Source organism: Streptomyces sp. NPDC031100, from assembly GCF_055570785.1.
Window position 1 is genome coordinate 96,261 of record NZ_JBVIGN010000016.1, and the last position, 22,081, is coordinate 118,341.

The window sequence follows — 22,081 nt, forward strand, 5'->3', positions numbered from 1 at the left end:
TCCCTAGGATCTCCCCATGAGCATGGGCGCGTTGGTCCTCCTCGCCGCGTTGTGGGGTGCGGCAGCGGGGGCGCTGCTGCCCCGGGCCGCGTACCGCTTCGCCGTCCCGGAGCAGGAGCCGTGGCGGCAGCGGTGCCCGGACGGCCACCTGATCCGCGGGTGGCTCGGACGGGCGCGGTGCGGGGAGTGCGCGCAGACGTCGTACGACTCGTCCGTGGTCCCCTTCGTCACCGCCACCGCGCTCACCTGCGCCGTTCTCGCCGCCGCCACCGGTACCCGCCCCGAGCTGGGGGTCTGGCTGCTGCTCGCGCCGGTGTGGGTGCTGCTGGCCGCCGTGGACCTGCGGGTGCGGCGGCTGCCCGACCCGCTGACCCTGCCGCTCGCGGCCGCCGGGCTCGCGCTGCTCGGCGGGGCCGCGCTGCTGCCCGAGCACGCCGGCCACTGGCTCACCGCGCTGTACGGCGCCCTCGCGCTCGGCGGTGGCTACTACGTGCTCTGGCTCGTCAACCCGGCCGGCATGGGCTTCGGTGATGTGAAGCTCGCGCTCGGCACGGGCGCCGTCCTCGGCTGGTACGGCTGGCCGACGGTCCTGCTCGGCACGTTCGCCGGGTTCGCGTTCGGCGCCCTGTACGGCGGTGCGCTCGTCGTCGCCCGGCGGGTGGGCCGCAAGACGGCGATCCCGTTCGGGCCCTTCCTCCTCGCGGGCGGCCTCGCCGGCCTGCTGATCGGCGCGTACACGGCCTGAGCGCGGGCGGCCGAAAGCCCTGGCGTAGGCTGGATCAGTCCGTCCACAACCCTTGACGAAAGGGACCTCTGGTGACCGAGAAGGCCGACCTCCAGGCTGTCCTCGACCGTGCCGCTGCGGGTGGGCGGATCACCCCGGAAGAGGCGCTCGTCCTCTACCGCGACGCCCCGCTGCACGCGCTGGGCGCCGCCGCCGACGCCGTACGCCGCCGCAAGTACGCGGGTATCGAGCACATCGCGACGTACATCATCGAGCGCAACATCAACTACACGAACGTGTGCGTCACGGCGTGCAAGTTCTGCGCCTTCTACGCGGCCCCCAAGGACACCGCCAAGGGCTGGACCCGCGACCTCGACGACATCCTGCGCCGGTGCGCGGAGACCGTGGAGCTGGGCGGCACCCAGATCATGTTCCAGGGCGGCCACCACCCGGACTACGGCGTCGAGTACTACGAGAAGCACTTCAAGGCCATCAAGGACGCCTTCCCGCAGCTGGTGATCCACTCGCTCGGCGCCTCCGAGGTCGAGCACATGGCCCGTATCTCCGGAGTGTCGGTCGAGGAAGCCATCACCCGGATCCACGAGGCCGGCCTCGACTCCTTCGCCGGCGCCGGCGCGGAACTCCTCCCCGAGCGCCCCCGCAAGGCCATTGCGCCCCTCAAGGAGAGCGGCGAGCGCTGGCTGGAGATCATGGAGACCGCGCACAGGCTGGGCGTGGAGTCCACGTCCACCATGCTCATGGGCACGGGCGAGACCAACGCCGAGCGCATCGAGCACCTGCGCATGATCCGGGACGTCCAGGACCGCACGGGCGGCTTCCGGGCCTTCATCCCGTACACCTACCAGCCCGAGAACAACCACCTGAAGGGCCGCACCCAGGCGACCCTCTTCGAGTACCTGCGGATGATCGCCATCGCCCGCCTGTTCCTCGACAACGTCCAGCACATCCAGGGCTCGTGGCTGACCACCGGCAAGGAGGTCGGCCAGCTGTCCCTGCACTACGGCGCGGACGACCTCGGCTCGATCATGCTGGAGGAGAACGTGGTCTCCTCGGCCGGCGCCAAGCACCGCTCCAACCGGCTCGAGATCATCGACCTCATCCGCAAGGCGGGCCGTGTCCCGGCGCAGCGCGCCACGACCTACGAGCACCTCGTCGTGCACGACGACCCGGCGAACGACCCTGTCGACGAGCGGGTGATGTCGCACATCTCGTCGACGGCGATCGAGGGCGGGACCGCGCATCCCGAGCTGAAGCTGCTGGCGTCCAACTAGGTCCACCGTGCTGACACTTCACCTCGCCGAGCGGTCTCCGGAGGTGGCCGTTCTGGTCGACGGGGCGTCCGTCGCCGCCGTCGGCCCGTACGAGGAACTGGCCGCCGCCGAGCCCCGGGCGAGGGTGCGGCGCTGGCCCGGCATCCTCACCCCGGGGCTGCTGAACCCGTACGGTCCGGAGCTGCTGGAGGCCACCTACTTCCCCGACCCGCGCGAGGCCGACGTCCTCGGCACCGAGCCCATCGGCGGGGCGCGGGCGAGGGAGATCTTCCGCAGTGATCCCGCGCGCCTGGGCGCGAGCGCGCGACGCGGGGTGCAGCGGATGCTGGCGCACGGCACGGTGGCGGTGGCCGGGGAGTTGCGGTCGCGGGCCGTGGTCGACGCGGTGCGCAGGGCCGGGCTCGCGGTGGGGCAGCGGCCCGACCGCCTTCCGGGCCCGGCGGCGCTGTCCCCGACCCCGCTGATCCTGCTGCCGAGGCTCGTCCCCGGCGGGCCCGCTCGCTTCGCCGTGTTCGACGTCGCGGACCGCGCCGAACTGGTCCGCCGCGGCGCCGGAACCTGCGTGGCGACCGTGATCGGCGGGCGGTTGGTGTACCGGGGCCGCTGAGCCGCGCGTGGTCCCGTGCACCCGGGCTGCAACAATGGGCGGGTGACCCGCGCTTCCCTGAACAAGCAGCCGCACGAAGTCGCCTCGATGTTCGACGACGTGGCGGAACGGTACGACCTGACGAACGACGTGCTGTCGCTCGGCCAGGACCGGCGCTGGCGCAAGGAGGTGGCGAAGGCGGTCGACGCGCGCCCCGCGCAGAAGATCCTCGACCTCGCGGCCGGTACGGCGACCTCCTCGCTGCCCTTCGCGCAGACGGGCGCGTACGTGGTCCCCTGCGACTTCTCCCTCGGGATGCTCCAGGTCGGCAAGAAGAAGCACACCTGGCTGCCGTTCACGGCGGGCGACGCGACGAGGCTGCCGTTCAAGGACGACACCTTCGACGCCGTCACGATCTCCTTCGGGCTGCGCAACGTGCAGGACTTCGACGCGGGCCTGCGCGAGATGTACCGGGTGACCCGGCCCGGCGGCCGCGTGGTGATCTGCGAGTTCTCGCACCCGACGTGGAGGCCCTTCCGGACCGTCTACACCGAGTACCTGATGCGGGCCCTGCCGCCGGTCGCACGCGCGGTGTCCTCGAACCCGGACGCGTACGTCTACCTCGCCGAGTCCATCCGCGCCTGGCCCGACCAGCCCTCCCTCGCCGAGCGGCTGCGCAAGGCGGGCTGGTCGAAGGTGGCGTGGCGCAACCTCACCGGCGGTGTGGTCGCGCTGCACCGCGGCTTCAAGGAGAGCTGAGTCCCTCCGGCGGGGGCCGGTGTCTCACCGGTTGATCATCTCGAAGGCGTCCCCGGGCTCGCCCAGTTCGCGTCGGATACCGCCCCTCGGCGGCCGCGGGATGCGTGGCTCGCGCACGCCCCCGCCGCCCTCTCCCTCACCGAAGTCGAACCACACGTACACCATCGACTCCCGCGGCACCTCGGCGCCGGGCTGCGGGTACTGGCGTACGACGTAGTCGACGACCGTGAGGTGGAAGTCCGGGCGGTCCGGCGCGTTGAGCAACAGGCCCTGCGCCCGGGCCGTTTCGCGCGCGTCCATGGCCATGAGACCGACCAGACGAGGAACGCGCACTTCGGGTGTTTTGGGTGTTATACGCACAGATGTCACCCCCAGCGGTACTGGCAGGGTAACTCGGTCGCGTGCCGCCCGGAAGCGCCATGTGGCTTTCTGTAACAGAAGATTACTCTGCGTCACAGATCGAGTCGGTAGCAGCGCCCTTCCCGGCCCGAGTTCGGCGTCACGAACGTCTCCGCGAGCCGCATGCCCAGCCGCCGGGTGACCGCGATGGAGCGCTCGTTGCGCGCGTCGACCATCGCCACCACGCTCGGCACCCCCGCCGCCCGCAGCCGTGCGAGCGTCTCGTCGGCGGCCGCTGTCGCGTATCCCCGCCCCCAGTGCGCCCGGCCGAGCCGCCAGCCGATCTCGATCTCGCCCGACGGCCCCCATGCGTGCGGCCACGGCTGCGCCCCGGTGAAACCGACGACGTCACCGGACCCGTCCAGCACCGACCACAGACAGAATCCCCGCTCGGCGTCGTGCCGGCGCTGGCGCGCGGTCAGCTCCTCGTAGACCGAGAGTTCGGCGGAGCGACCGCCGTGGAACTCCATGACCTCGGGGTCGTCGAAGACCTGGTGCCAGGCGAACGCGTCCTCGTCCGTGGGCACGCGCAGGCTTACTGCGGGGAGAGCTTCGTTCACGGGGCAGCCCTTCAGTCGGTGATCAATTCTGCTGAATAGACTGCCCATGTCCAGTGCCGGTCGGCACGCAGATTTCGAACCTTGGGGAGATCCCGCCGTGACCGAGCCCCTCTCCGACAACACCGCCGATGTGATCGTCGTGGGCGCGGGGCCAGCCGGCTCCACCACCGCCTACCACCTCGCCAAGGCCGGACTCGACGTGCTCCTCCTGGAGAAGACCGAGTTCCCGCGGGAGAAGGTCTGCGGCGACGGGCTGACCCCGCGCGCGGTCAAGCAACTCGTGGCGATGGGCATCGACATCTCCGAGGAGGCCGGCTGGCTGCGCAACAAGGGCCTGCGCATCATCGGCGGCGGCTCCCGACTCCAGCTGGACTGGCCGGATCTCGCCTCGTACCCGAACTACGGCCTCGTCCGCAAGCGCGACGACTTCGACGAGCAGCTCGCCCGCCAGGCCCAGAAGGCCGGAGCGCGGCTCTTCGAGCTGTGCAACGTCAGCGGCCCCGTCATCGACGACCGCACCGGCCGCATCACCGGCGTGACGGCCAAGCTCGGCGAGGAGAGGCGTGAGGTCACCTTCCACGCCCCGCTGGTCGTCGCCGCCGACGGCAACTCCACCCGTCTCTCCCTCGCGATGGGCCTGCACCGCCGCGAGGACCGCCCGATGGGCGTCGCCGTCCGGACGTATTTCGAGAGCCCCCGCCACGACGACGACTACCTGGAGTCCTGGCTGGAGCTGTGGGACCGCCGCGGCCCCCAGGACCGCCTGCTGCCCGGCTACGGCTGGATCTTCGGCATGGGCGACGGCACCTCCAACGTCGGCCTCGGCGTCCTCAACACCTCCGCCTCCTTCAAGGAGCTGGACTGGCGCGAGATCCTCAAGGCCTGGTGCGCCTCCATGCCCGAGGACTGGGGCTACACCCCCGAGAACATGACCGGCCCGATCCGGGGCGCCGCCCTGCCCATGGCCTTCAACCGCCAGCCGCACTACACGCGCGGGCTGCTGCTCGTCGGCGACGCCGGCGGCCTGGTGAACCCCTTCAACGGCGAGGGCATCGCCTACGCCATGGAGTCCGGCCAGATCGCCGCCGACGTCATCGTCCAGGCCCACGCGCGGGCCACGCCCGCCCAGCGCGAGATCGCCCTGCAGCGCTACCCACGCGTCCTCAAGGACACCTACGGCGGCTACTACACCCTCGGCCGCGCCTTCGTGAAGCTCATCGGCAACCCGAAGGTCATGCAGATCGCCGCCCAGCGCGGCCTCACCCACCCGCAGCTGATGAAGTTCACCCTGAAGCTCCTCGCGAACCTCACCGACCCGACGGGCGGCGACGCGATGGACCGCATCATCAACGGCCTGAGCAGGGTGGCGCCGAAGGCGTGACCAGTGCCCCGGCACGCAACGTTTGCACGGGGCGAACGTTGGCTGTTGGGGCACCAACTGCTGAGGGCCTCGACGTTGGCGGCCCGGCGGGCGAACACCTCGTCCCGTCGGTCCGCTACCTGCCGCAGTGCGTCCTTTCAGCCGCCGTCCGGCGGGATCGGGCCTGAATTCGGCGGGATACGAGTCCCTTGTGTTGTGAGGATGCTGTGGGCGGCCGGGAAACGGTCTTCCGGCCTGCGGAGCCTCTCCCTACCCTCCGGTGACCATGACAACAGAACACACGCAGGAGCCGCAGGAGAAGATCGGCAACACCCGCAGACGATTCCTGGCGGCCACCGGAGGAGCGGTCCTCGCCTTAGGAACCGTCGGCACCGCGTTCGCCGCCCCCTCCGGCAAACGGGTCGCCGTCCTCGGCGGCGGAGTCTCCGGCCTCAGCGCCGCCCACGAACTCGCCGAACGCGGCTACGCCGTCACCGTCTACGAGTACTACGACCACCTCGGCGGCAAGGCCCGCTCGATGGACGTCCCCGGCACCGGCACAGGCGGCCGCAAGCCACTCCCCGGAGAACACGGCTTCCGCTTCTTCCCCGGCTTCTACCGGAATCTGCCGGACACCATGCGCCGCATCCCCTTCCCCGGCAACGCGAACGGCGTCCACGACAACCTCCGCAGCAGCACGGAGGCTCTGTTCGCGCGCGCCTTAGGCCGCCCCGACCTCCACTTCCCCCTGCGCCGGGTCACCACCCCGCCCGCACCCGGGGACATCACCCCGTCCTGGCTCCGCGACCAGATCCTGTCCGTCCTGGACCTCGGCACCCGCCTCCCGGCCCACGAGGCCGCCTATTTCACCGACCGGCTCCTGGTCCACCTCACCAGCTGCGACGCCCGCCGCGAGGACCAGTGGGAGAAGACGGCCTGGTGGGACTTCATCCGGGCCGGCGAGATGAGCAAGGAGTACCAGGTGCTCCTCGGCATCGGCCAGACCCGCAACCTGGTGGCCACCCGCGCCGAGATCGCCTCCACCCGCACGGTCGGCCGCGTCATCATCGAGGCCCTGCTCCTGTGGGGCCTGCTCGGCCGTGGCGCGGACGGCGACGGCGACATCGACCGCGTCCTCAACGCCCCGACCAGCGAGGCCTGGATCGATCCCTGGGAGGCGTACCTGCGCTCCCTCGGCGTCGCGTTCGTGCTCGGCACGCAGGTGCGGGAGGTGGTCTACGAGGGCGGCCGGGTGACCGGCGCCCGCGTCTCGGCCCGGGACGGCGGCCAGGAGCGCACGGTCACCGCCGACCACTACGTCTCCGCGCTGCCCGTCGAGCATGCCCGCACGACCTGGGGCCGGGCCCTGCGCGCCGCCGACCCGCAGCTCGGCCGCTGCGACGCGCTGAAGACCGACTGGATGACCGGCGTCCAGTTCTATCTGCGCACGCCCACACCCGTCGTCCACGGGCACATCAACTGCCTCGACTCCCCCTGGGCGGTGACAGGCGTCGGCCAGGCCCAGTTCTGGGACGTACGGGACTTCTCGCGCGACTACGGGGACGGACAGGCCCACGACTGTCTGTCCGCGATCATCTCCGAGTGGGACAAGCCGGGCATCCTGTACGGCAAGACGGCCCGCGAGTGCACCAAGGACGAGATCGTCGCCGAACTCTGGGCTCAGCTGAAGGACGGGCTGAACGACTCCGGCAAGACGACGCTCAGGGACGAGGACCGGCTCGGCTGGTTCATGGACCCCGCGGTGACCGGCCTGGGCGGCCCCGACCCGCAGAACCGCGAACAGCTCCTCATCCACCCCACGGGCACGCTCTACAACCGTCCGTCGGCGAGGACGGCGGTGCCCAACTTCTTCCTCGCGGGCGACTACGTCCGCACGGACGTGGACCTGGCGACGATGGAGGGCGCCAACGAGTCCGCGCGACGGGCCGTCAACGCACTCCTGGAAGCGGACAATTCGGGCGCCGAGCGCTGCCGGATCCGGGAGCTGTTCCGCCCGCCCGAGATGGAGCCCCTCAAGCGCGTCGACGAGCTGCGCTACCGGCTGGGGCTACCCAACACCTTCGACCTGGGATGACCTCAAAGCGGGCGAACCTGCCCGGATCGACCCGGAAATGAGGGAGACGGGATGAGCCCGAAGGGCCGCTGCCCCCGAGCGGCTGCGGCCCTACGCGTGTGAGAGGCGTACCGGGCGCTCAGAGCACCCGCACGGCGCCGGTCGGCGGGTCGTACGACAGCGGCTTCTCCACGATGCCGGTGGAGGGGTTCTGCGCGCCGACGAACATGCCGTCGCCGGCGTAGATCGCCACGTGGTACGCGCTGCCCGCGCTGCCCCAGTACAGGATGTCGCCCGGCTGCAGGTTGCTCAGCGAGACCTGGGTGCCGGCGGTCGACTGGTCCTGGGAGACGCGCGGCAGGCTGACGCCCACCTGTTTGAAGGCGGCCTGGACGAGGCTGGAGCAGTCCCAGGCGTTGGGGCCGGAGGCACCCAGCACGTAGCTCTTGCCGATCTGCGCCTTGGCGAAGGCGAGGACCGCCGCGGCCGAACCGGTGGCCGTGGAGGTGCTCGTGGAGTCGCCGGTGCCCGCCTTGGTGGACAGCGTCGTCCGCTCCGCATTGCGCGACGCACGCTCGGCGGCGGCCTTGCGGGCGGCCTCCTGGGCCTTCTTCTTGGCCTCCGCCGCCTTCTGCTTCGCGTCCGCGAGGTCCGCCTTGGCCTGCTTCGCGGCATTCGCGGCGGCCTGGTCACGCTCGGCCTGCAGCTGGTAGTTCGCGGCGGTCAGCTGCGTGGCGTCCGCGGACTGGGCGACCTGAGCGGCCAGGTCGGCCGTCAGGGTGGGCAGTTCGAGGGTCTGCGTCACCGGCTCGGCAGCGTTCGCCGAACCGGACGCCCCGGCGACTGCCAGGGAGCTGAGGACGCCACCGGCAACACCGGCCCGCACGACGATGGTCGACGCGCTGCGGCGGGGCTTCCGGTGGCTGCGTATGTGAGCGGTGTGGGACATGGGAATAACCGGTACCAGGGGCTCCTTCATATCTTCAAGAAACGTGGGCTGCGCCACAGTTGTTCAATCGAGACCTGGAATCCCGGGCGTGTCGCTCTTTATTGACGCCGTAACGGACATTGCGGACGCCCGTGATCAAGCCGTTGATCACGGTCTTTGATCATTACGTCCGAATTGCCCCGCGCCTACCACTGGTTCGGGTGGATGGCCAAGCCCGGTTCTCAGACCCTTCTCATGGATGTGGCGGAGGTCACGGAACGATTACCGGAAGGGCGGCGTCCCGCGCGGGCGGGACTTCGTGAACGCGTGCACGCATCCACCCCGCGTCCACACCCCGCTCCGGACCTCCCTCTGATGTGTGAACGCGCCCCTCTAGCAGGGCGACGAGTCCAGCGCCAATTTGCATGCAGCGGAACTCTCTTGATATGGAGACGACCCTCCCGGCCTGCGACGACGAGCGAAATTGTCACTTCTGGTGATCACCTGAACGCTTCGCGTACGAAGATCACTCATCATCCGACTTCATGATCCTTCGTCAGGTGGTGGAGATCACAAAGCTTGTGCAATACCCCGTGTCGCAGATCACAGAGTGGCGGGCATAAGATGCGAGGCAGTTGGGCTTGTGACCTGCTTCACATGTTCTCGATCTTCGCCCGGGACGCGCGGGGCTCGTGGGACCGGTGAGGCGGACGTGAGCCCAGTGCAACCGCCAGCAGTCAGCGCCGACTGAGAGGAGCGAGGAGCGGTGAACGCGTATGCGCCCATCCTCGTACTGGGAGCCCTCGGGGCAGGCTTTGCGATCTTCTCCGTGGTCATGGCCACGCTGATCGGTCCGAAGCGGTACAACCGCGCGAAGCTCGAGGCCTACGAGTGCGGTATCGAGCCGACCCCCACGCCGGCCGGCGGCGGGCGCTTCCCCATCAAGTACTACCTGACGGCGATGCTCTTCATCGTCTTCGACATCGAGATCGTCTTCCTCTACCCCTGGGCCGTCACCTTCGACGCCCTGGGTGTCTTCGGGCTCGTGGAGATGCTGCTCTTCGTGCTCACCGTCTTCGTCGCCTACGCGTACGTATGGCGGCGCGGCGGCCTGGAATGGGACTGAGGGGCCTTTAGAGATATGGGACTCGAAGAAAAGCTGCCGAGCGGCTTCCTGCTCACCACCGTCGAGCAGGCCGCGGGCTGGGTGCGCAAGGCGTCCGTCTTCCCGGCCACCTTCGGCCTGGCCTGCTGCGCCATCGAGATGATGACCACCGGCGCCGGCCGCTACGACCTCGCGCGCTTCGGCATGGAGGTCTTCCGCGGCTCGCCGAGGCAGGCGGACCTGATGATCGTCGCCGGCCGGGTCAGCCAGAAGATGGCGCCGGTCCTCAGGCAGGTCTACGACCAGATGCCCAACCCGAAATGGGTGATCTCCATGGGCGTCTGCGCCTCCTCGGGCGGCATGTTCAACAACTACGCGATCGTCCAGGGCGTCGACCACATCGTCCCGGTCGACATCTATCTCCCCGGCTGCCCGCCCCGGCCCGAGATGCTGATGGACGCCATCCTCAAGCTCCACCACAAGATCCAGACCTCCAAGCTCGGCGTGAACGCCGAGGAGGCGGCCCGCGAGGCGGAGGAGGCGGCGCTCAAGGCCCTGCCCACGATCGAGATGAAGGGGCTGCTGCGGTGAGCGACGCGAACGGCACCAACGGCGTGAACGGGTCCGCGAACGGGGTGAACCCCGAGAAGGACCTCGCCGCCTCCAACCTCCCCGGCCAGCGCGGCCAGGGCGGCGAGGAGATCCGCGTCCAGCGCGGCATGTTCGGCGCCAACAACGGAGGAGACACCTCCGGCTACGGCGGCCTCGTCCGCTCGGTCCGGCTCCCGGGACCGGCGAACCGGCCCTACGGCGGCTGGTTCGACGAGGTCGCCGACGAGCTGGAGGGCGCCCTGGAGGAACAGGGACTCCTCCCCGAGAACGCCATCGAGAAGACGGTCGTCGACCGCGGCGAGCTGACCTTCCACATCGAACGCGAGCACCTGGTCCGCACCGCCCGCACCCTGCGCGACGACCCGGCCCTGCGCTTCGAGCTGTGCACCGGCGTCAGCGGCGTCCACTACCCGCACGACAAGGGCCGCGAGCTGCACGCCGTCTACCACCTGCGCTCGATCACCCACAACCGGCTGATCCGCCTCGAAGTCAGCGCCCCCGACGCCGACCCGCACATCCCGTCCCTGGTCTCCGTCTATCCGACCAACGACTGGCACGAGCGCGAGACCTACGACTTCTTCGGCATCGTCTTCGACGGTCACCCGGCCCTGACGCGGATCATGATGCCGGACGACTGGCAGGGCCACCCGCAGCGCAAGGACTACCCCCTCGGCGGCATCCCCGTCGAGTACAAGGGCGCCCAGATCCCGGCTCCGGACCAGCGGAGGTCGTACTCGTGAGCACGCAGTCAGCATCGGCACGCGAGACCACCGAAGGCACCGTGTACACGGTCACCGGTGGCGACTGGGACGAGGTCGTCCAGTCCGCGGCCCGCGCCGACGACGAGCGCATCGTCGTCAACATGGGTCCCCAGCACCCGTCCACCCACGGGGTGCTCCGCCTGATCCTGGAGATCGAGGGCGAGACGGTCACCGAGGCCCGCTGCGGCATCGGCTACCTCCACACCGGGATCGAGAAGAACCTCGAGTACCGCACGTGGACGCAGGGCACCACGTTCGTGACGCGCATGGACTACCTGACGTCCTTCTTCAACGAGACCGCCTACTGCCTCGCCGTCGAGAAGCTCCTCGGCATCGAGGAAGAGATCACCGAGCGAGCCAAGATCATCCGGGTGCTCCTGATGGAGCTGAACCGGATGTCCTCGCACCTGGTGTGCATCGCCACCGGCGGTATGGAACTCGGTGCCACCACGATCATGATCTACGGATTCCGTGATCGTGAAATGATTCTCGACCTCTACGAGCTCATCACGGGCCTGCGCATGAACCACGCGTACATCCGGCCCGGCGGACTCGCCCAGGACCTGCCGCCCGGCGCGGTGGACCAGATCCGCGAGTTCGTGAAGAAGATGAAGAAGAACCTCCCGGAGTACGACAAGCTCGCCACCGGGAACCCCATCTTCAAGGCCCGCATGCAGGACATCGGCTACCTCGACCTGTCCGGGGCCATGGCCCTCGGCTGCACCGGCCCGATCCTGCGCGCCACGGGTCTCCCGCACGACCTGCGCAAGACGCAGCCGTACTGCGACTACGAGACGTACGACTTCGACGTCCCGACCGCCGACAGCTGCGACGCCTACGGCCGCTTCCTGATCCGCCTGGAGGAGATGCGCCAGTCGCTCAGGATCGTCGAGCAGTGCCTGGACCGGCTCCAGCCCGGCCCGGTCATGGTCGCCGACAAGAAGATCGCCTGGCCCGCCCAGCTCGCCCTGGGACCGGACGGTCTCGGTAACTCCCTCGACCACATCAAGAAGATCATGGGCACCTCCATGGAGGCCCTGATCCACCACTTCAAGCTGGTCACCGAAGGCTTCCGCGTCCCGCCCGGACAGGCGTACGCGGCCGTCGAGTCGCCCAAGGGCGAACTCGGGGTGCACGTCGTCTCCGACGGCGGCACCCGCCCCTACCGGGTCCACTTCCGCGACCCGTCCTTCACCAACCTGCAGGCCATGGCGGCGATGTGCGAGGGCGGCCAGGTCGCCGACGTCATCGTCGCCGTCGCGTCCATCGACCCCGTGATGGGAGGCGTCGACCGGTGACCACCAGTTCCTCTGAGCGGGGCGTCAGCCTGGGCATGCCCGAACTGCCCGCACCCGCGTACCCGGACGACGTCCGGGCCCGGCTGGAGGCGGACGCGCGTGAAGTGATCGCGCGCTACCCGGACTCCCGGTCCGCCCTGCTGCCGCTGCTCCACCTCGTGCAGTCGGAGGAGGGCCACGTCACGCGCACCGGCATGAAGTTCTGCGCGGACATGCTGGGCCTGACCACGGCCGAGGTCACCGCGGTCGCCACCTTCTACACCATGTACCGACGCAAGCCGTCCGGTGACTACCAGGTCGGGGTGTGCACCAACACGCTGTGCGCGGTGATGGGCGGCGACGCGATCTTCGAGGCCCTCCAGGAGCACCTGGGCGTCGGCAACGGCGAGACCACCGACGACGGAAAGATCACCCTGGAGCACATCGAGTGCAACGCGGCCTGCGACTTCGCACCGGTCGTGATGGTCAACTGGGAGTTCTTCGACAACCAGACGCCCGGCAGCGCCAAACGCCTGGTCGACGACCTGCGCGCGGGGCATCCCGTCGAGCCCACGCGCGGGGCGCGGCTGTGCACCTTCAAGGAGACCGCGCGGATCCTGGCGGGCTTCCCCGACGAGCGGCCAGGGGCCGTCGAGGAGAGCGGCAGCGCGGGACCCGCCTCGCTGGTGGGCCTCCGCCTGGCAAGGGGAGAGGCCGCACCCGCGCGCGTGGTCCATCCGCGTGCCCAGGAACCTCAGGATGCGCCGTCCGCGGGCCAGGCCGAAGAGGAGGGGGAGTGATGACCGTGACGCCTGAACTCAAGGACACCAGCCCCGAGAAGCTGCTCGCACCCGTGCTGTCGGCCTTCTGGGACGAGGACCGGTCCTGGACTCTGGACGTCTACCGGAGGCACGAGGGGTACGAGGGGCTCCGCAAGGCGCTCGCCATGTCGCCGGACGACCTGATCGCGTACGTCAAGGACTCCGGTCTGCGCGGGCGCGGTGGCGCGGGATTCCCGACCGGAATGAAGTGGCAGTTCATTCCGCAGGGTGATGGAAAACCGCACTATCTAGTTGTCAACGCCGACGAATCGGAGCCCGGGACCTGCAAGGACATCCCGCTCCTCTTCGCGAACCCGCATAGCCTCATCGAGGGCATGGTGATCGCGTGCTATGCCATCAGGTCGTCGCATGCCTTCATCTATCTGCGTGGTGAAGTCGTCCCCGTTCTGCGGCGGTTGCACGAGGCCGTGCGCGAGGCCTACGCGGCGGGCTACCTCGGCGAGAACATCCTGGGCAGCGGACTCGACCTCGAACTCACCGTGCACGCCGGCGCCGGCGCGTACATCTGCGGTGAGGAGACCGCACTGCTCGACTCGCTCGAAGGCCGCCGTGGTCAACCGCGGCTCCGTCCCCCCTTCCCTGCGGTGGAAGGCCTCTACGCCTGTCCGACTGTGGTGAATAACGTCGAATCGATCGCGTCAGTTCCCGCCATCCTGAAAAACGGCAAGGAATGGTTCAGGTCGATGGGGAGCGAGAAGTCGCCCGGCTTCACGCTCTACTCGCTCAGCGGCCACGTCGCGAGCCCCGGCCAGTACGAGGCGCCGCTCGGCGTCACGCTCCGCCAGCTCCTCGACATGAGCGGCGGCATGCGGCCCGGGCACCGCCTGAAGTTCTGGACGCCGGGCGGCTCCTCGACGCCGATGTTCACCGACGAGCACCTCGACGTCCCTCTTGACTACGAAGGAGTGGGCGCCGCGGGTTCCATGCTCGGCACGAAGGCCCTGCAGTGCTTCGACGAGACGACCTGCGTGGTGCGGGCGGTGACCCGCTGGACCGAGTTCTACGCCCACGAGTCCTGCGGCAAGTGCACACCCTGCCGCGAAGGGACGTACTGGCTGGTGCAGCTGCTGCGGGACATCGAGGCCGGCAAGGGCGTCATGTCCGACCTCGACAAGCTGAACGACATCGCCGACAACATCAACGGCAAGTCCTTCTGCGCCCTCGGCGACGGCGCGGCCTCACCGATCTTCTCCTCGCTGAAGTACTTCCGCGGGGAGTACGAACAGCACATCACCGGCCGGGGCTGCCCCTTCGACCCGGCCAAGTCGACGGCCTGGGCGGACCGCCCGGAGGTGAACGCATGACCGTGACCACCAGTGCTCCCTCCGGAGGGGGAGAGGCGGCGGTCCCGCCGGAAGACCTCGTCACGCTGACGATCGACGGCGTCGAACTCAGCGTGCCCAAGGGCACCCTGGTCATCCGGGCCGCCGAGCAGCTCGGCATCGAGATCCCCCGCTTCTGCGACCACCCCCTCCTGGACCCGGCCGGTGCCTGCCGTCAGTGCATCGTCGAGGTCGAGGGCCAGCGCAAGCCGATGGCGTCCTGCACGATCACGTGCACGGACGGGATGGTGGTGAAGACCCACCTCACCTCCCCGGTCGCCGAGAAGGCCCAGCACGGGGTGATGGAGCTGCTGCTCATCAACCACCCTCTGGACTGCCCGGTCTGCGACAAGGGCGGCGAGTGCCCGCTGCAGAACCAGGCCATGTCGCACGGCAACGCGGAGTCCCGCTTCGAGGGCCGCAAGCGGACGTACGAGAAGCCCGTCCCGATCTCCACGCAAGTGCTGCTCGACCGCGAGCGGTGCGTGCTGTGCGCCCGCTGCACCCGCTTCTCCAACCAGATCGCCGGCGACCCGATGATCGAGCTGCTCGAACGCGGCGCGCTCCAGCAGGTCGGCACCGGCGAGGGCGACCCCTTCGAGTCGTACTTCTCCGGGAACACCATCCAGATCTGCCCGGTCGGCGCGCTCACCTCGGCGGCCTATCGTTTCCGCAGCCGCCCCTTCGACCTCGTCTCCTCGCCGTCGGTGTGCGAGCACTGCTCCGGCGGCTGCGCCACCCGTACCGACCACCGGCGCGGCAAGGTCATGCGGCGGCTCGCCGCCCACGACCCCGAGGTCAACGAGGAGTGGATCTGCGACAAGGGACGCTTCGCGTTCCGGTACGCGCAGCTCAGGGACCGCTTGGACACCCCGCTCGTGCGGGGCGCCGACGGCGTCCTGGAGCCCGCCTCCTGGCCGGAGGCGCTGGAGGCCGCCGCGCGCGGGCTCAGCGCGGCCCGCTCCCGGGCCGGCGTCCTCACCGGCGGCCGCCTGACCGTCGAGGACGCGTACGCGTACAGCAAGTTCGCGCGCGTGGCGCTCGACACGAACGACATCGACTTCCGCGCGCGCGTGCACAGCGGCGAGGAGGCCGACTTCCTGGCGGCCCGGGTGGCCGGCCGAGGCCGTGACCTCGACGGTACGGGCGTCACGTACACCTCGCTGGAGAAGGCGCCCGCCGTTCTGCTCGTCGGCTTCGAGTCGGAGGAGGAGGCGCCCGGCGTCTTCCTGCGGCTGCGCAAGGCCTGGCGGGGGCACAAGCAGCAGGTGTTCGCGCTGGCCACACACGCCACCCGCGGCCTGGAGAAGGCGGGCGGCACGCTGCTGCCGGCCGCTCCCGGCACCGAGACCGAGTGGCTGGACGCCCTCGCGAGCGGCTTCGGCCTGGAGGACCCCGGTGCCAAGGCCGCCGAGGCCCTGCGCACCGAGGGCGCGCTGATCGTCGTAGGAGAGCGGCTCGCCGCCGTGTCCGGCGGGCTCACGGCCGCCGTACGCGCGGCGGCCGCGACCGGCGCGCAGCTGGTGTGGATCCCGCGGCGGGCGGGGGAGCGCGGCGCCGTCGAGGCGGGCGCGCTGCCGTCGCTGCTGCCGGGCGGCCGCCCCGCGACCGACCCGCGGGCGCGGGAGGAGGTCGCCGCCGCCTGGGGGCTCGCCGAACTGCCGCTGCGCTACGGCCGCGACACCCACCAGATCATCGAGGCCGCCGCCACCGGCGAACTGTCCGCGCTCCTGATCGCCGGTGTGGAGGTCGCCGACCTGCCGGACCCGGCACGCGCGCGTGAGGCACTCGGCAGCGTCGGCTTCCTGGTGTCGCTGGAGCTGCGGCCCAGCGAGGTCACCGAGCACGCCGACGTCGTCCTGCCGGTCGCCGCGGTCGCCGAGAAGGCCGGCACCTTCCTCAACTGGGAGGGCCGCGTGCGCTTCTTCGAGGCCGCGCTCAAGCCCGACCAGATGACCCGCCCCCTCGCCCCGACCGACGGGCGCGTGCTGCAGATGCTGGCCGACGCCATGGACGTCCATCTGGGCCTGCCGGATCTGCGCACCGCACGCGCGGAGATCGACCGGCTCGGCGCCTGGGACGGCCTGCGGGCCACCGAGCCCAGGGAGTCCGCGGGTGTGCTGCCCCGCCCCGCCCTGGGGGAGGCCGTGCTCGCCGGGCACCGGCTGCTGCTGGACCAGGGCGTCCTGCAGAAGGGTGACGAGGCACTGGCCGGCACCCGGCACGCGGCACGCGCGCGCGTGTCGGCCGCGACGGCCGCCGAGGCGGGCGTCAAGGACGGCGACGTCCTCGCCGTCACCGGACCGGCCGGCACCACCGAACTCCCGCTCCAGATCACCGAGATGCCCGACCGGGTGGTCTGGCTCCCGCTGAACTCCGTCGGCGCGGGGGTCGCCTCCGACACCGGCGCACAGCCCGGCTCCCTCGTCCGCATCGGCCCGGCGGCACTCGCCGACAAGGCCCCCAAGGAGGTGGAGGCATGAGCCCGTACCTCGCCGCTGAAGACCTCTCGATGTTCGGCCGCGACCCCTGGTGGCTGGTCGTCGTCAAGGCGGTGTTCTGCTTCGCCTTCCTGATGGTGACCGTGCTGTTCTCCATCGTCTGGGAGCGCAAGGTCGTCGCCTGGATGCAGCTGCGCATCGGCCCCAACCGGCACGGCCCCTGGGGCATGCTCCAGTCGCTCGCCGACGGCGTGAAGCTGATGCTCAAGGAAGACCTCATCGTCAAGCGCGCGGACAAGGCGGTCTACGTCCTCGCGCCGATCGTCGCGGCCATCCCGGCCTTCATGGCGATCGCGGTGATCCCCTTCGGCCCGGCGGACAACGAGATCTCGATCTTCGGCCACCGCACCACGATGCAGCTCACCGACCTGCCGATCGCGATCCTCTACATCCTCGCGGTCGCCTCCGTCGGCATCTACGGCATCGTGCTGGCGGGTTGGAGTTCCGGATCCACCTACCCGCTGCTCGGCGGCCTCCGCTCCTGCGCGCAGATGATCTCCTACGAGATCGCGATGGGCGCCGCGTTCGCCTCCGTGTTCCTCTACTCGGGGTCGATGTCGACGTCCACGATCGTCGAGCAGCAGCACGACCGCTGGTACATCCTGCTGCTGCCGGTCTCCTTCATCCTCTACATCGCCACGATGGTCGGCGAGACCAACCGCGCCCCCTTCGACATGCCGGAGTCCGAGGGCGACCTGGTCGGCGGCTTCAACACCGAGTACTCCTCGATCAAGTTCGCGATGTTCATGCTCGCCGAGTACGTGAACATGGTGACGGTCTCGGCCGTGGCGACCACGCTGTTCCTGGGCGGCTGGCGCGCCCCGTGGCCGATCAGCGGCTTCTGGGAGGGCGCGAACCACGGCTGGTGGCCGCTGCTCTGGTTCGTCATCAAGGTCCAGCTGTTGCTGTTCTTCTTCATCTGGCTGCGCGGCACGCTCCCGCGGGTCCGCTACGACCAGCTGATGAAGCTCGGCTGGAAGGTCCTCATCCCGGTCTCCGTGACCTGGCTGATGCTCGTCGCGACCGTGCGAGCCCTGCGCAACGAGAACTACGACTTCGCCGACATCGCCCTCTACGTCGGCGGCGGTGTCCTCGCCCTGCTGCTGATCTCCTTCATCGCCGACATGTTCCGCGAGAAGGCGAAGGCGGTCGAGCAGCCCGCAGCCCGGCAATTCGACCCGATGGCGGGCGGATTCCCCGTACCGCCACTGCCCGGACAGGAGCCGTCGCCGGTGCCGAGGCGCCGACCGCGCCGCGATCGGGAGCTGATTGTCAGTGGCGGATCGGACACTGTCAGTGACGGATCTTCGGATGGAAAGGAGGCGTCCGATGGCTGAGGAACCCAAGGGGACCAAACCCGGTTTCCAGAATCCCGTGGCCGGCTTCGGCGTGACCTTCAAGGCCATGTTCAAGAAGCGGCTGACCGAGCAGTACCCGGAGCAGCAGAAGACCACGGCTCCGCGCTTCCACGGACGGCACCAGCTCAACCGCCATCCGGACGGCCTGGAGAAGTGCGTCGGCTGCGAGCTGTGCGCCTGGGCCTGCCCCGCCGACGCCATCTACGTGGAGGGCGCCGACAACACCGACGAGGAACGCTACTCCCCGGGCGAGCGCTACGGCCGCGTCTACCAGATCAACTACGCCCGCTGCATCCTGTGCGGGCTGTGCATCGAGGCGTGCCCCACGCGCGCGCTGACGATGACCAACGAGTTCGAACTGGCCGACTCCAGCCGCGCCAACCTCATCTACACCAAGGAACAGCTGCTCGCCGGCCTCGAAGAGGGCATGGTCGACACGCCCCACGCGATCTTCCCGGGGACGGACGAACAGGACTACTACCGGGGCCTGGTGACGGAGGCCGCGCCGGGGACCGTACAGCAGGTGGCCGTTTCCAAGGGCGAGAAGCCCCAGGAAGAGGAGGTGGACGCATGAGCGCGCAGCTCGCCGCCTACACCACCTCCACCGGCGAGGCCTTCCAGTTCTGGGTCCTCGGCACGATCGCGGTGATCGGCGCCCTGTGCACCGTCTTCATGAAGAAGGCCGTGCACAGCGCGCTCTGTCTCGCCGGGACCATGATCGTCCTGGCGATCTTCTACCTCGCCAACGGTGCCTACTTCCTCGGGATCGTGCAGATCGTCGTCTACACCGGCGCGATCATGATGCTGTTCCTCTTCGTGGTGATGCTCGTCGGCGTGACGGCCGCGGACTCGCTGAAGGAGACCATCAAGGGCCAGCGCTGGCTGGCCCTGCTGTGCGGGGTCGGCTTCGGCGTCCTGCTGTTCGCCGGCATCGGGAACGCCTCCCTGAAGGAGTTCGACGGCACGGGCCAGGCGAACGCGAACGGCAACGTGGAGGGCCTCGCGTCCCTCATCTTCACCAAGTACGTGTTCGCCTTCGAAATCACCGGCGCCCTGCTGATCACGGCCGCCGTCGGCGCCATGGTGCTCACCCACCGCGAGCGCACCGAGCGTGCCAAGACCCAGCGCGAGCTGTCCGAACAGCGCGTCCGCGAGGGCAAGCACCTGCCGCCGCTGCCCGCCCCCGGTGTCTACGCCCGGCACAACGCCGTGGACATCGCGGGCCTGCTGCCCGACGGCACGCCGTCCGAGCTGACCGTCAACAAGACGCTGCGCGAGCGCGGCCAGATCCGTGACGTGTCGGCGGAGGCACTCAACGACCTGCGGGCCCTGGAACAGCGTTCCGAGGAACGCCTGGAGCGGACCGCGATCGAGCCGACGACGTTCAAGCGGCCCGAGGAGGCGTCGAAGTGAACCCCGTCAACTACCTCTACCTCGCGGCCCTGTTGTTCACCATCGGCGCGACCGGAGTGCTGATCAGGCGCAACGCGATCGTCGTGTTCATGTGCATCGAGCTGATGCTCAACGCCTGCAACCTCGCGTTCGTCGTCTTCTCCCGGATGCACGGCAACCTCGACGGCCAGATCATCGCCTTCTTCACGATGGTCGTCGCCGCCGCGGAGGTCGTGGTGGGCCTCGCGATCATCGTGTCGCTGTTCCGCACCCGCCACTCGGCCTCGGTCGACGACGCCAGCCTGATGAAGCTGTAAGGGGTCGGAAGAATCGTGGAGAATCTGATCGCGCTGCTCATCGCGGCGCCCCTGCTCGGAGCGGCCGTCCTGCTGGTCGGCGGCCGGCGGCTGGACGCCGTCGGCCCCTGGATCGGCACGCTCCTGTCGGCCGTCTCCTTCGTGTTCGGCCTGATCCTCTTCGCCGACCTGCTCGGCCAGGACGCCGAGCACCGCACCCTGTTCCAGCACCTGTTCAGCTGGGTCCCGGTGGCCGGCTTCCAGGCGGACGTCACCTTCCGCCTGGACCAGCTGTCGATGACGTTCGTGCTGCTGATCACGGGCGTCGGCTCGGCGATCCACCTGTACTCGGTCGGGTACATGGAGCACGACGAGCGGCGCCGCCGCTTCTTCGGCTATCTGAACCTGTTCCTCGCGGCGATGCTGCTGCTCGTCCTCGCCGACAACTACCTGCTGCTGTACGTCGGCTGGGAGGGCGTCGGTCTCGCCTCCTACCTGCTGATCGGCTTCTGGCAGCACAAGCCCAGCGCGGCCACGGCGGCGAAGAAGGCCTTCCTCGTCAACCGTGTCGGCGACATGGGCCTGTCGATCGCGATCATGCTGATGTTCACGACCTTCGGGTCGTTCGCCTTCGGGCCGGTCTTCAGTCACGTCGGCGACGCCTCCGAGGGCAAGCTCACCGCCATCGCCCTGATGCTCCTGCTCGCGGCTTGCGGCAAGTCCGCCCAGGTTCCGCTGCAGTCCTGGCTCGGGGACGCGATGGAGGGCCCGACCCCGGTCTCGGCCCTCATCCACGCGGCGACGATGGTGACCGCGGGCGTGTACCTGATCGTCCGCTCGGGAGTGATCTTCAACGCGGCCCCGGACGCCCAGCTCGCCGTCACCGTGGTCGGCGCCGTCACGCTCCTCTTCGGTGCGATCGTCGGTTGCGCGAAGGACGACATCAAGAAGGCGCTGGCCGGCTCGACCATGTCGCAGATCGGCTACATGATCCTCGCCGCCGGCCTCGGCCCCATCGGCTACGTCTTCGCGATCATGCACCTGGTCACGCACGGCTTCTTCAAGGCCGGGCTGTTCCTCGGTGCGGGTTCCGTCATGCACGGCATGAACGACGAGGTCGACATGCGCAAGTACGGCGGCCTGCGCACGTACATGCCGGTCACGTTCATCACCTTCGGCCTCGGCTACCTCGCCATCATCGGCTTCCCGGGCCTGTCCGGCTTCTTCTCCAAGGACAAGATCATCGAGGCGGCCTTCGCCAAGGGCGGCACCGAGGGCTGGATCCTCGGCGGCGCGGCCCTCCTGGGCGCGGCCATCACCGCCTTCTACATGACGCGCGTGATGCTGATGACGTTCTTCGGCGAGAAGCGCTGGCAGCCCGACGAGAACGGCAACGAGCCGCACCCGCACGAGTCGCCCAGGGTCATGACGATCCCGATGATCGTGCTCGCGTTCGGGTCGGTCTTCGCCGGTGGCCTGTTCAGCATCGGCGACCGCTTCCTGAACTGGCTGGAGCCGATCACCGGCCACAGCGAGGGCAACTCGCCGCTCAGCGCGGCAGCGGTCACGGGCGCGACGATGGTGTGCCTGGCCATCGGCGTCGGCATCGCCTGGGCGCAGTACGGCCGCAGGCCCGTCCCGGTCGTCGCCCCGCGCGGTTCGCTGCTCACCCGGGCGGCCCGCCGCGACCTGCTCCAGGACGACTTCAACCACGTCGTGCTGGTACGTGGCGGAGAGCACCTCACACGCTCCCTGGTGTACGTCGACCACACCCTGGTCGACGGCGTCGTCAACGGCACGGCGGCCGGCTTCGGCGGCCTGTCCGGGCGGTTGCGCCGGATCCAGAACGGCTTCGCCCGCTCCTACGCGGTCTCGATGTTCGGCGGTGCGGCACTCCTGGTCGCCGCGACCCTGCTGATGAGGGCGGTCTGAT

General features: G+C 69.6%; 21 protein-coding genes and 1 pseudogene. 18 read left to right on the plus strand and 4 right to left on the minus strand.

The genetic code is table 11. The annotated features are described in order from the left end of the window. Positions 1-16: 16 nt before the first annotated feature. From ACZ5DS_RS35690 to ACZ5DS_RS35705, 4 genes are all read left to right on the plus strand, one after another. Positions 17-745, plus strand: coding sequence for a prepilin peptidase (locus ACZ5DS_RS35690; protein WP_468246963.1), 729 nt, complete (start codon positions 17-19; stop codon positions 743-745). A 71-nt stretch (positions 746-816) separates the two neighbouring features. Further along, entirely contained in the window at positions 817-2,016 is a 1,200-nt protein-coding gene (mqnC, locus tag ACZ5DS_RS35695; protein WP_468246966.1) for a cyclic dehypoxanthinyl futalosine synthase, read from the plus strand. Positions 2,017-2,023: 7 nt separating this feature from the next. Beyond that, on the plus strand, positions 2,024-2,623 hold the full coding sequence (locus ACZ5DS_RS35700; protein WP_468246968.1) for a hypothetical protein: 600 nt from the start codon (positions 2,024-2,026) through the stop codon (positions 2,621-2,623). Positions 2,624-2,665: 42 nt separating this feature from the next. Then, positions 2,666-3,361 (plus strand): demethylmenaquinone methyltransferase, encoded by a 696-nt coding sequence (locus tag ACZ5DS_RS35705; protein WP_468246970.1) that lies wholly within the window; start codon positions 2,666-2,668, stop codon positions 3,359-3,361. Between the two features lie 24 nt (positions 3,362-3,385). Here the strand turns inward: ACZ5DS_RS35705 and ACZ5DS_RS35710 are convergent, their stop codons facing one another. Both ACZ5DS_RS35710 and ACZ5DS_RS35715 read right to left on the minus strand, forming a co-directional pair. Beyond that, complete coding sequence (locus ACZ5DS_RS35710) at positions 3,386-3,694, minus strand: PASTA domain-containing protein (protein ID WP_468246973.1); 309 nt, start codon at positions 3,692-3,694, stop codon at positions 3,386-3,388. A gap of 119 nt (positions 3,695-3,813) precedes the next feature. Then, positions 3,814-4,320 carry a GNAT family N-acetyltransferase gene (locus ACZ5DS_RS35715; protein WP_468246974.1) on the minus strand — a complete coding sequence of 169 codons (507 nt, stop codon included), beginning with the start codon at positions 4,318-4,320 and terminating at the stop codon, positions 3,814-3,816. Positions 4,321-4,366: 46 nt separating this feature from the next. Here ACZ5DS_RS35715 and ACZ5DS_RS35720 point away from each other — a divergent pair, with 46 nt between their 5' ends. Beyond that, on the plus strand, positions 4,367-5,701 hold the full coding sequence (locus ACZ5DS_RS35720) for a geranylgeranyl reductase family protein (protein ID WP_468246977.1): 1,335 nt from the start codon (positions 4,367-4,369) through the stop codon (positions 5,699-5,701). Between the two features lie 56 nt (positions 5,702-5,757). On the opposite strand, the pseudogene ACZ5DS_RS35725 reads toward ACZ5DS_RS35720, so the two are convergent. Beyond that, positions 5,758-5,838, minus strand: a pseudogene (locus ACZ5DS_RS35725) (peptide deformylase); the annotation flags it as partial. A 128-nt stretch (positions 5,839-5,966) separates the two neighbouring features. Here ACZ5DS_RS35725 and ACZ5DS_RS35730 point away from each other — a divergent pair. After that, positions 5,967-7,775 (plus strand): hydroxysqualene dehydroxylase, encoded by a 1,809-nt coding sequence (locus ACZ5DS_RS35730; protein ID WP_468246979.1) that lies wholly within the window; start codon positions 5,967-5,969, stop codon positions 7,773-7,775. Positions 7,776-7,893: 118 nt separating this feature from the next. Here ACZ5DS_RS35730 and ACZ5DS_RS35735 read toward each other — a convergent pair whose 3' ends face one another. Next, positions 7,894-8,703: a C40 family peptidase gene (locus ACZ5DS_RS35735; protein ID WP_468246980.1), complete on the minus strand. Its 810-nt coding sequence runs from the start codon at positions 8,701-8,703 to the stop codon at positions 7,894-7,896. A 745-nt stretch (positions 8,704-9,448) separates the two neighbouring features. Between ACZ5DS_RS35735 and ACZ5DS_RS35740 the strand changes: the two genes are divergently transcribed. From ACZ5DS_RS35740 to nuoL, 12 genes are read left to right on the plus strand one after another with little or no spacing between them, the layout of a single operon-like run. Next, positions 9,449-9,808, plus strand: coding sequence for an NADH-quinone oxidoreductase subunit A (locus ACZ5DS_RS35740; protein ID WP_007383963.1), 360 nt, complete (start codon positions 9,449-9,451; stop codon positions 9,806-9,808). A gap of 15 nt (positions 9,809-9,823) precedes the next feature. Beyond that, positions 9,824-10,378 (plus strand): NuoB/complex I 20 kDa subunit family protein, encoded by a 555-nt coding sequence (locus ACZ5DS_RS35745; RefSeq protein WP_023547484.1) that lies wholly within the window; start codon positions 9,824-9,826, stop codon positions 10,376-10,378. Further along, on the plus strand, positions 10,375-11,139 hold the full coding sequence (locus tag ACZ5DS_RS35750) for an NADH-quinone oxidoreductase subunit C (protein ID WP_468246982.1): 765 nt from the start codon (positions 10,375-10,377) through the stop codon (positions 11,137-11,139). The genes ACZ5DS_RS35745 and ACZ5DS_RS35750 overlap by 4 nt, the downstream gene beginning before the upstream one ends. Continuing rightward, positions 11,136-12,458, plus strand: coding sequence for an NADH-quinone oxidoreductase subunit D (locus ACZ5DS_RS35755; protein WP_468246985.1), 1,323 nt, complete (start codon positions 11,136-11,138; stop codon positions 12,456-12,458). The genes ACZ5DS_RS35750 and ACZ5DS_RS35755 overlap by 4 nt, the downstream gene beginning before the upstream one ends. Next, a complete protein-coding gene (gene nuoE / locus ACZ5DS_RS35760) occupies positions 12,455-13,237 on the plus strand; it encodes an NADH-quinone oxidoreductase subunit NuoE (RefSeq protein ID WP_468246986.1) in 783 nt (260 codons plus the stop codon). The genes ACZ5DS_RS35755 and nuoE overlap by 4 nt, the downstream gene beginning before the upstream one ends. Beyond that, complete coding sequence (gene nuoF / locus ACZ5DS_RS35765; RefSeq protein WP_468246988.1) at positions 13,237-14,583, plus strand: NADH-quinone oxidoreductase subunit NuoF; 1,347 nt, start codon at positions 13,237-13,239, stop codon at positions 14,581-14,583. The genes nuoE and nuoF overlap by 1 nt, the downstream gene beginning before the upstream one ends. Next, positions 14,580-17,084 carry an NADH-quinone oxidoreductase subunit G gene (locus ACZ5DS_RS35770; RefSeq protein ID WP_468246990.1) on the plus strand — a complete coding sequence of 835 codons (2,505 nt, stop codon included), beginning with the start codon at positions 14,580-14,582 and terminating at the stop codon, positions 17,082-17,084. The genes nuoF and ACZ5DS_RS35770 overlap by 4 nt, the downstream gene beginning before the upstream one ends. After that, positions 17,081-18,439, plus strand: coding sequence for an NADH-quinone oxidoreductase subunit NuoH (gene nuoH, locus ACZ5DS_RS35775; RefSeq protein ID WP_468246992.1), 1,359 nt, complete (start codon positions 17,081-17,083; stop codon positions 18,437-18,439). The genes ACZ5DS_RS35770 and nuoH overlap by 4 nt, the downstream gene beginning before the upstream one ends. Beyond that, the gene (nuoI, locus tag ACZ5DS_RS35780) at positions 18,432-19,034 is read left to right on the plus strand and encodes an NADH-quinone oxidoreductase subunit NuoI (protein WP_468246994.1); all 603 of its coding nucleotides are present in this window, start codon (positions 18,432-18,434) and stop codon (positions 19,032-19,034) included. The genes nuoH and nuoI overlap by 8 nt, the downstream gene beginning before the upstream one ends. Continuing rightward, a complete protein-coding gene (locus ACZ5DS_RS35785) occupies positions 19,031-19,873 on the plus strand; it encodes an NADH-quinone oxidoreductase subunit J (protein ID WP_468246995.1) in 843 nt (280 codons plus the stop codon). Before nuoI ends, ACZ5DS_RS35785 begins: the two co-directional genes overlap by 4 nt. Next, complete coding sequence (gene nuoK / locus ACZ5DS_RS35790; RefSeq protein ID WP_073901863.1) at positions 19,870-20,169, plus strand: NADH-quinone oxidoreductase subunit NuoK; 300 nt, start codon at positions 19,870-19,872, stop codon at positions 20,167-20,169. Before ACZ5DS_RS35785 ends, nuoK begins: the two co-directional genes overlap by 4 nt. A 15-nt stretch (positions 20,170-20,184) precedes the next feature. Next, on the plus strand, positions 20,185-22,080 hold the full coding sequence (gene nuoL, locus ACZ5DS_RS35795; RefSeq protein WP_468246998.1) for an NADH-quinone oxidoreductase subunit L: 1,896 nt from the start codon (positions 20,185-20,187) through the stop codon (positions 22,078-22,080). Position 22,081: the final 1 nt, after the last annotated feature.